This is a genomic window from Kamptonema sp. PCC 6506 (assembly GCF_000180455.1).
Taxonomy (GTDB): Bacteria; Cyanobacteriota; Cyanobacteriia; order Cyanobacteriales; family Microcoleaceae; genus Kamptonema; species Kamptonema formosum.
Genome location: NZ_CACA01000087.1, coordinates 1 through 9926 on the forward strand (window position 1 = coordinate 1; position 9926 = coordinate 9926).

Below are 9926 nucleotides of genomic sequence, written 5' to 3' on the forward strand. Positions count from 1 at the left end.
GGTCGATCGCGCTTCTTCTAAAATATCCAAATTCCAGCTCTTCTAGGATATGCAAATTCCAGCGCGATCGCTACACTGGTCTACAACATCGCGAACCAGACTAAAGACCTCGCTAAAAGTTTCTCAGCATTGCTGTGAATGCACAATATTATAAATTTGTCAATAGTAATTCCATAATTCTCGCCTAATTAGCTCGGCGAGGATCGACGAACACCTACTAACATTACAAACAAATCTCTAAGACTAAGGCTACAATCACAGTCAAGCAGCGGAACTTGAAAATATTTTTTCAATCTCTAAACACAGATTTAAGCACAATTTTCTACCTAAAACTTATGGATAATAGCACAAAACTCACAAATTTACGAATTAACGTATTAGCCTACAATCCTCCCTTAGCCGCCCTCGAACTCAAGCTGCGATCGCTACTTTCTGCTGAGCTATATGCAGCAGCTTGGGTAGACCCAAAACCTGCAACCTTAATCAATGTTTTCGACCACTTGCGGACTCTGCGCTACATCCTGAACGACTATGTACCCCGACCTGTATCTGAATCACCCCCCAAACCGGGCGAAGTTCGCTATCAATGGCAAGAAGGCACTTTACTATTTACCGATCTCGCAGGCTTCACACCCCTGTTAGAAGCCAATGCCGCCTACGGTCGTTCTGGAGCAGAAGCACTTTGGAACTTACTCCACACCTATTTTGCCTCAATGATTGACATCATCAGCAAATCCGGTGGTGACTTATTGGAATTTACCGGAGACGCAATGCTGGTAAAGTTTTTAGCTACTAAAGACGGTAACGATACAGCTACGGCATTGCGGGCGGGACTGCGAATGCAGCGAGCAATGGCAAATTTTAGCCAAATTGAAACGCCGAGGGGCGTTTTATCCCTGGGAATGCGCGTTGGCATTCACTGTGGCAAGTATATCGCTGCGGACATCGGCACGCCGATGCGAATGGCTCACGTATTGCTGGGTCATTCTGTCCAGCAAGCCAAGCAAGCTGAAGGTGCAGGTACTGTGGGAAGAGTATGTTTGACGGAAACTGCAAGTTCTGTTCTAGCAGACCAATTTCGCTTTGAACCTAGCAAACCTGGTTACTTATTAGCCGTAGATGACCTCACCGATGCTCAACTCGGAGAATACGACATCATGCCTACCCGTCGTCGGATGCCAAGTTCTGTTTTGCTAGACAGGAGTGTATCTGGTTTGGCTGCTGAAATTGAAGAGGCTGTGAAGCGGGTAGAATCTCTGGCTAGCTACATTCCTAGACCGATTCTTACCCTACTGGTAGAAAATGCCAATAAGCGACAGATACCGCCTGATTTTCTGATGCCGACGGTGATGTTTGTAAACTTGATCGGTTTGCCAGAGTCAGTTGATTTGGCAACGCCGGAGGAAGCTGTCAATCTTGTCACCAGTTTTTCCCGCGTTTTTTCGATGGTGGATGCTGCTGTGACTGCCAGGGGTGGGGTTTTGCCAAATGTGACTGCTCACTTGGAGGGTTCTGATATTCTGATCTATTTTGGAGTACCGGAAGCTCACACTAACGATCCCTATCGAGCTGCTAGTGCGGCCTTGGCGATCCGAGATATTATTTCACAACTGACACCGCCCATTGTTGGAGGTAAGCAAGTTACAGTGTTTTCTCAGATTGGACTGGCAATGGGCCCTGTGTTTGCCGCTGAGGTTGGGGAATCTCGCGGTCGCCGGGAGTTTAACGTAGTTGGGGATACAGTGAATACGGCAGCGCGATTGATGACTAAGGCGGCTAAAAACCAAATTTTGATCAGCGAGAAGGTGTTTAGTGCGATCGCGCCTCACTTTGACTGCGAAGATTTGGGAGCTATTTCCCTCAAAGGTAAGGCCGCTCCTATGTCAGTCTTCGCCCTTCAAAAGCTCAAGGTTAATAGTTAACTGTTAACCAAGGTACGTAAGTAGATAGATTGTGTATATTGTGTGTCATTGCGAGGAACTTAGACCATATATCTTGTGTGTCATTGCGAGGAACGAAGCAATCGCAATGCTAAGCGAAAAGCTTCATTCCTCTCATTAAAGTTAGGTTGATAAAGATGATTAGTTGCTTGCCGTTTTCGACTTTCTCCACAAGTGAGCTGCACCCAAGCCCAAAAAGGCTAACAATGAAGCTAACGGGGAGGCATTCTCTGGTACGGAAGGAGGAGGAGATTCGTTAATTTCTAAGGTCACAAGCCCATCACCTCTAACAGCTCCGTCTTGCAAGACGAAAATAAATGCCCTGGGATCTCCAAACATAAATCCGTTCTTTTCCGCGAAAACTCCGCCCTCACTTCCCGGAGCAATGTACGCGCCAATTTGAGTGGGAACTCCGTTCTCGAAACCCAAAATAGGAGCGTCTGGGAAGTTTAAATCATCACTCGCTGTATAGGTGACAGGAGTTAAACCTGTAGCAAAGTCCAGAAATCTAAAGTTAAAAGATAGCAATCCTGGTCGATCTCCATTTCCACCACCACTGATATTGATGGATTCTGTGCCAACTTTGGTCAGATGTGTATCGTCGTAAGAAAAGTCACCCGTGTAGACCCCCACGAATTTGGGATCGTTGACGTACTCGGCCTCGATTTTGACTTTGATTGTGCCTGTGATTATAGCTGCCATAGCTGGAGATACTCCTAATGTGGATATCAAGTATGTCCCCAGAATAGCGGGTAGCGCATATTTTAGTATGTTCATTAAATTTTGGTATCACTTAAAATGTAAGTGAGTTATTTTAAGGCTGAGGTTAGCATGAAAGCATTTTAATTTCTACAGTAAAACTTAAATTTTATATGAGTCTTTTTTCTATTTAATGATATTAGTTATAAAAAAACTTATTGATCCGGGTGTAAACATTATTAATTGTTGGCCTCAACATCAATTTTATATAGCTTTATTTTTGTACATAAACGCGATCGCATTAATTTAGTAAAGATTATTTTTTCAACAAAAAGCTGCTTTTAACACCTAATATCCGGGTAAGTAAAAAGTTTGGTGTATAAGAATTATTCTCTTCTCTTCTAGAGAACTACAGCCTTCTTCATTTTTCCTTTTACCTTCAGCTATAACTAATTAGACTAAAGTTAAAGGTACTTTATGAGTCAGCTACAAATTTCTGTTTCTCCGCTGCCTCGGAGATTGACTTCCCTAGAGACGTGGGGGTTTGGGTTTAGCGGGTTGCTTTTGTGGCTGGGCACTGCTCCTGCCATGCACGCTGCCTTGGGACAACAAGCCATTTGGGTCTGGATACCCGGAACCATTGTCGGCGTTTTGCTGAACCTGCAAGTGAAACAATTGGGGAAATACTTCCCTGATGTCGCTGGTGGCACACCGAACTACACTACGCGGTTACTTCAGCAGTTTCCGTCCTTGGCTCGCTACAGTGCGATCGGGTATCTGCTTGGGTGGATCTCCGTGCCGCCTATGAATGCGATGATCTTGACCGATTTGATTAAGCAGAATTTAGACCCCTTTGGGATCGCGTGCCCGGTTGTGCTGCTGAGAGTCGGATTTGCTATTCTGCCGTTTATTGTTGCCTTTAGCGGTACTCGTACTGTGGGGATTTTACACACTTTCTTTGTGTTTCCAGCAGTCGGGTTTCTCCTCACCTTTTGTTTGCAAGGGATTGGCTGGCTAAGCTTCTCGCCCGCCAGTCCTGGGTTGCTACCCGATACTTGGACGGGCATTTCTGCCATTGATTGGATGAAGTGGTTCTTTATCGCTGTCTATGCCGTTTATGGCTGTGAGACTGCTTCTTCGTTTGTGGCAGATAGCCGCCAGCCGACTGCTACTGTACGTTGTCTGAGCGTGACAGCAGGATTCATCCCTATTATCTATTTTGCAGGGTCTTGGGTACTGATGCGGTTAGCGACTGCACCCGGATTAGGAGATAATGCTAGCCTCAATTTGGTTGCTGCCACGTCTCCCTTCTGGGGCGCACTGGCTCCTGCGCTTGTGGCGTTTTTGATTACGTCAGGCTGCCTCCTGAGTTCAGCGACAGCCGTTTCTAATTGTCCTCGGATTCTGTATCAGTTGGCGATCGATGGGTATCTACCCTCTGTATTTTCTGCGATCTCGCGCCGAGGTGTGCTTACGCCGAGTTTGATTTTTACCTTATTCTTGAGTCTAATTTGCTTACTATGGGGCGATGTTACCCGCATTGTCATGATCACGGGAACGGGCTACCTACTGTCAATGATGGCGATCCATTTTGGGTCGTGGTTGGGGCGCGGGCGACCAGAAACCCGGTGGTCTTGGTGGTCGCTGGGTTTTTTTGGTGTTGAGGCTGCCGTTCTAGCGATCGGTGGGTGGGCATGGGGTTGGCAAGATCTATCGATCGGGATATTGCTGCCGTCGATCGTGGGTTTGCTCGGAACCGGGCTCCCGCGTCTGCGGTTTGCGCCGTTCCAGCCTGTTTGGTGGGTGCGAAAGTATTCCGAACCAATGTCTAATCCTAAAACTGATTGGGTGGCCTTTCAGGTCACGATTCTGATTGTGTTGATGTGCGGCGCGGTCACTATTGGCTGGTTAGTCCGGGCCGGACTGGAATATCGTGGCATTGGGAACCATTTGGCGTTATTTAGCATTTTGCTGATGACAGTGGCGTTTGTTGGGGTCGCGATCGCCTGCTGGACGACTCTGCCCCAAATTGCTGCTATTACAGAAAGCCGAGAAGTGCTTGAGCGCACCCTCTCTGATTTACAGCGGACGCAAGCTCAACTGGTGCAAGCAGAAAAAATGTCTAGTTTGGGACAGTTGGTAGCAGGAGTGGCCCACGAAATCAATAACCCTGTCAACTTTATCTATGGCAACTTAAGTCATGTACGGCAGTACGCTCATGACCTGCTGAATGTAATCCAACTTTACGAGAAGCACTATCCCATTCCTGTTCCCGAAATTCAAGCTGAAGTTGAGGAAGTAGATCTGGAATTTTTGCAAGTGGATCTGATCAAAACCCTGGATTCCATGAAAATAGGTACCGATCGCATTCGCCAGATTGTGTTGAGTTTACGCAATTTCTCGCGGATGGATGAAGCTGAGTGCAAAACAGTCGATATCCACGAAGGAATTGAAAGTACGCTGTTGATTTTGCAGCATCGTTTGACTGCACGCTCCAATCGCCCAGAGATTCAGCTAATTAAGAATTACGGCGATTTACCGCCCATCGAATGTTATCCCGGACAGTTGAATCAGGTGTTCATGAATGTTCTGGCGAATGCGATCGATGCTCTAGAGGAAATGACCGCCAAACGAACCTATCAGGAAAGCCAGACAAAGCCGAATCAGATCGCGATTCGCACGGCAGTCATAGATAGTGAATGGGCAGAAATTAGGATCGCTGACAATGGGCCTGGCATACCAGAATCCATTCAAAAATACATTTTTAACCCCTTCTTTACGACTAAGCCGAGCGATAAAGGAACGGGTATAGGAATGTCTATCAGCTACCAAATCATTACCGAAAAACATCACGGTAAATTAATTTGCTTTTCTCAACCCGGTGCGGGAACTGAGTTTGTAATTCAGATTCCAATTCGGCAAGGAGTTAGCAGTTAACAGTTAACGGTTAACAGTTAACTGTTAACTGTTAACTATTAAGTATCTCCTTGGCAACTCCTTCGACAATCTTAGTTAGCGGATGATCGGGATAGTTTAAAGTAAAAACTCCTTTGCTTGCCAGTAACATCATCTCGTCGCTGTGGGGTAGAACACCTGCCACTGGAACTTTGTAGGTCGCTTCTACTTGCTTCTTTAAGTCATCGAAATCAAGGGAAATCAGTGCTTTGTTAATCACTAATAACATCTTGGGTACTTCCAATTTTCTCGCTACGTCTACGGTGACGGCCGTACCCTGGAAATCTTGCTGATCTGGACGTAAAATCAACACAAGGATATCAGAGATAGTAATAGAAAGAAGGGTTTCTTCATTCAGACCGGGGTGGGTATCAATAAATAGATAGTCCAGTTTGAGATCTTCTATTAGTTCTTGAAAGCCATCGTTAAGCAAACCTACATCGTATCCCTCTCGCAGCACTCGCGCAATTTCTCCGGCTTTGACGCTGGATGGGATCAGATAGAGCGTACTGTCTTTTGCTGCCGTTTTTGGGAGAACGGAACTGACATCGTAGGCCGTCTCTGCAATCGGACACCGACCCCAGAGGTAATCATTGAGGGAACGTTTCATGTTGTCCTCGCTGAAACCAAAAAGAACGTGAATCCCTGGTGATTGAATATCTGTGTCAACGATGCCAACTCGCTTTCCGTAACGAGCGACGGTACTAGCTAGGTTTGCTGTTGTGTTCGATTTGCCAGTTCCACCCCGGTAGGAGTGGATAGATACTACTTTAGACATGATTTACCTCTGATTCCTAGAGAAGGCGGCATTTACTAATCTATTACTTATGATTCTTCATCTTTCTTTTCTGTTGCGACCTCCTCAAGTTTTTCTGGCGATCGCCGCCGCTTCATCTGTTTAGCTTTGGCCGCTAAATCTGCAAATCCCTCGTCGGGGGGATTTTCTTGTGTAAGATTGCTGTTATCCGCTTCTAACTGAGTTCGCCGTCGCTTCATCTGTTTAGCTTTGGCCGCTAAATCTGCGAATCCGTCATCGGGTGGATTCTCTGCTGTGGGATGGTTGTTTTCTGGATGCGCGATCGCCTCTGCTGTGAGATGGTGGTTTTCTGGATGCGCGATCGCCTCTGCTGTGGGATAGTTGTTTTCTGGATGCGCGATCGCCTCTGATGAAACGCTTTCCTCGCTGACTTCACTCACCTTACGCCTCTGTTGCTTTGCCTTTTGCTGCAACTGAGCAAAATAATCCTCTGCCTCACTCTCGGCAGTTTCAGGTGCTGGGGTTAAGGAAATGGCAGTTTCGGAGACTTCCTTTTTCCGAGTTTTCAGTTCGCTTTTCTTTTGCTGCAATTCTCTAAAGAATTCGGACTCTGTAATTTCGGCAACTTGCTGTTCTTTTTTACTTTGGTCAATTTCAATTTTAAAGACTTGTTTAACCTTATCCGTAATTACTTTGCCATAGCCTCCCTTATTGAATCTATCTCCTAAGACGACGCTGCCGGCAGTTACCATCAAGGCGATCGCAGGTGTGACAACGGGAACCCACCCTCCCAGGATAAAAATCCCAAAACCTATACCCAAGGACACTCCCAGTATTGCTCCTCCAGCTAAGCCAAAACGCAGGGGTTGCTGAATACGCCAAGCTAACACTGCTCCCACCATTGACCACCCCCAAATCCAAAGGACTTCTAGCCATTCGGGCCAGAACCAAAATAAAGGTCGCCCATCCAGAACTGCACTCAGAAGTTGACTGACGATTTGAGCGTGAGCTACAATTCCTGGCATTGACTGGTCGTTTTGCTTACCAGCGCTATAGGGAGTATAAAAAGCATCTTTAACTGTATCTGTAGCATAGCCAATGAGAACGATCCGATCTTTAACTAACTTTGGGTCAATCTTGCCTTCGAGGACATCTGCAAAGTTGGCAAACTGGGCAACTTTGCGGGCAGAACGGTAGTTTATTAGTAATTGATATCCCCCCACGTTGGCATTTTTGTATCCGCCAGAATCCTTTTCTAAGGGGTTAATAACAGTGGAACCCAGCATTAATTTCCCTTGGGGGGATGTTCCTGGCTTAATTCCCTGCTGTTTTAGATAAAGGTTAACTATCTGAAATCCAAAGGATGATAAAAACGGGACGGAGGAATTGTTGCACAGGTGTTTTTCAACTCCGGGGGGTTCTGGAGGTTTAATGAAAAATGCTGTGCGGCGGAGCACTCCGCCGGGATCTACGACTAAATCGGCAAATCCGACTTGACTGTTTGCCAGTCCCGGAGCGGGGGGACTTCCTGGCTGTTCTGCTGTACCATCGCTGAGTAAGCAAACGCCGACTATCCGTTTACTTTGCTGTAAAACTTTAGTTAATTCAGCGCGACCATCTCCTAAAGGTACGTCCCGCAGTAAATCTAGACCGATGACGCGGGGCTCTAAGCGCTCTAGGTTTTGCAATAGGTTGGTTACTTTGCGATCGGAAATGGGCCATTCTTTGAGCCTTTGGATATCCCCTTCCGTGATTCTGACAATTAACAGGCGCGGGTCTGGCCCTTCGTCTTTTCGCCATCGGAGCATTTGGTCAAAAGCCCCTAATTCTAACGGTTCCAGCATTCCTATTTGCCGGGCCCCAACTAACAAAACAGTAACGGCGACACTGGCAACTGCTACCGATTTGACAAAGTTTAGGGTAGGCTTGTACAGGTTGCTCAATTTTGGCAACGCTGAGGATATTTTCTGAGAGAATTTATCAATCATCGCGCTCCATTCTGTAATTCCTATTGCGTAGTACCGCGCTTAATGAGGGGATATCAGAGTTTGATATTTGACCTCAAAATAAAAGTTTAGGTAATGTCGCAAGCTGTGGTTTGAGAAGTTGCACCTGAGTGTAACAGACTTTTTTTAGAGGTATCATTGCCGATCTTGACTATTGCTGGTTTGGTTAATTAATGCTATTGATCGGTTTAGGTGCAAAAAATGTCGCTAGTAGTAGCGGTTCGATACTTGCGATCGCTCTGGGAGACAGGTAATGTCTACAAACCTGTTGCTCCCTGACAGCCGGGGTGACAAATCCGGCTGCCGCCGTAAGGCAAGTCTATCACAAAGCTCGTCCGCCTTTGAATTCAATATCCTCATGCCCTGTTTTTAGATAGGGTTTCCCTAGTAGTTTGAGGGGAGGGGATAGACGGAAGGAGGCCTGAAGCCTTGGCTCTATGAAATTGGGTAAAGAACCGGAAGCTCTCTGGCGATTGCCTGTGGAGTAAGAATAAGTAGTCAGAAGCCTAGCTATACTAGCTATAATTGTCTATAACATTTTAGTTTAGTCAGCTTTTGGCTAATGTACTACGACATCGACAAACAAGGTAGCAATCAGTGTGAAAGAGGCTATCTCGTATAAGGGTGTTAGCTAACTTTTACACTACCTATGTTGGTTGCTGACAAATCGATTGATGTGTTTTTTCTTCCTGGTCTGAAGCAGGAAGTAAAATTGAAATCTGCACTGTGCAGGTTGGTTGAACCTTGACAGCACCGCAAGTGCAGAATAATCTCTGTCAATTTTTGCATTTTATATTCAAAGGCCCCAAAAAATGAAACATTTTCTGCATTTAGCAACAATTTCAGCGGTTTTATCTTTAGGAATGACCGCGATCGCTAGCTTTCCTAATGTAGCAAACGCTCAGTCAGAGCCATTGCTTTTGAGTCAAGTTAATTTCCAACCCCCTGATGTCACTGCACCTGGTAACAGACAAGGGGGGACACATCGGGGAACGGGGGCCTGTCCTGCCGGTTTATCTATTACCCCTTTAGTACCTGTAAGCAATATTGGGTTAACCGTAGAAGAGTCCCCATCTTTTTTTGTATATATTCCTCAAACTTCCGCAAAAGTTGAGTTTACTCTACTAACTGAAAATGAGGATGATGTGGTTTATGAGACTGCTTTTAAACCCAATAAAGCTGGTGTTGTGAGCGTGACTTTACCACCTGCTAGTGGCAGTCGTAAGCCTCTTGAGATTGGCAAGCGATATGTCTGGTCTTTTTCTATGGTTTGCGATCCAAACGATCGTTCGGCAGATTTAGTGGTGAAGGGATGGGTAGAGCGAATCACACCTCAGCCAGCTCTCAAAAGCGATTTGTCTAATCCCGATCCTCGTGCAAGGTTAGGAGTTTATGCTAAAAATGGGCTGTGGTATGAAACTCTTACTACGTTAGCTGAACTGCGTCTTAAGACCCCTAATGATTCAGCTTTAGCAACTGAATGGGTGCAATTATTGCAGTCTCAAGGACTTGAATCAGTTGCAAATCAACCCCTACTTCAGGGTCAGTAAAATCTGTGGAGAATAGGGA

General features: G+C 45.9%; 6 protein-coding genes. 3 read left to right on the forward strand and 3 right to left on the reverse strand.

All coding sequences use genetic code 11. The features are described 5' to 3' along the window. Window positions 1–335: 335 nt before the first annotated feature. On the forward strand, window positions 336–1922 hold the full coding sequence (locus OSCI_RS04670) for an adenylate/guanylate cyclase domain-containing protein (protein WP_007353699.1): 1587 nt from the start codon (window positions 336–338) through the stop codon (window positions 1920–1922). A gap of 159 nt (window positions 1923–2081) precedes the next feature. Here OSCI_RS04670 and OSCI_RS04675 read toward each other — a convergent pair whose 3' ends face one another. Next, window positions 2082–2642: a hypothetical protein gene (locus OSCI_RS04675; RefSeq protein WP_007353701.1), complete on the reverse strand. Its 561-nt coding sequence runs from the start codon at window positions 2640–2642 to the stop codon at window positions 2082–2084. Between the two features lie 474 nt (window positions 2643–3116). Between OSCI_RS04675 and OSCI_RS04680 the strand changes: the two genes are divergently transcribed. Further along, the gene (locus OSCI_RS04680) at window positions 3117–5576 is read left to right on the forward strand and encodes an ATP-binding protein (RefSeq protein ID WP_007353702.1); all 2460 of its coding nucleotides are present in this window, start codon (window positions 3117–3119) and stop codon (window positions 5574–5576) included. Window positions 5577–5607: 31 nt separating this feature from the next. On the opposite strand, the gene OSCI_RS04685 is transcribed toward OSCI_RS04680, so the two are convergent. Next, window positions 5608–6372: a MinD/ParA family ATP-binding protein gene (locus OSCI_RS04685; protein WP_007353703.1), complete on the reverse strand. Its 765-nt coding sequence runs from the start codon at window positions 6370–6372 to the stop codon at window positions 5608–5610. 47 nt (window positions 6373–6419) lie between these two features. Continuing rightward, window positions 6420–8339 (reverse strand): CHASE2 domain-containing protein, encoded by a 1920-nt coding sequence (locus OSCI_RS04690; RefSeq protein ID WP_019487228.1) that lies wholly within the window; start codon window positions 8337–8339, stop codon window positions 6420–6422. 830 nt (window positions 8340–9169) lie between these two features. On the opposite strand from OSCI_RS04690, the gene OSCI_RS04695 reads away from it, so the two are divergent. Then, window positions 9170–9907 (forward strand): DUF928 domain-containing protein, encoded by a 738-nt coding sequence (locus OSCI_RS04695; protein ID WP_007353705.1) that lies wholly within the window; start codon window positions 9170–9172, stop codon window positions 9905–9907. The last annotated feature ends 19 nt before the right edge of the window (window positions 9908–9926 follow it).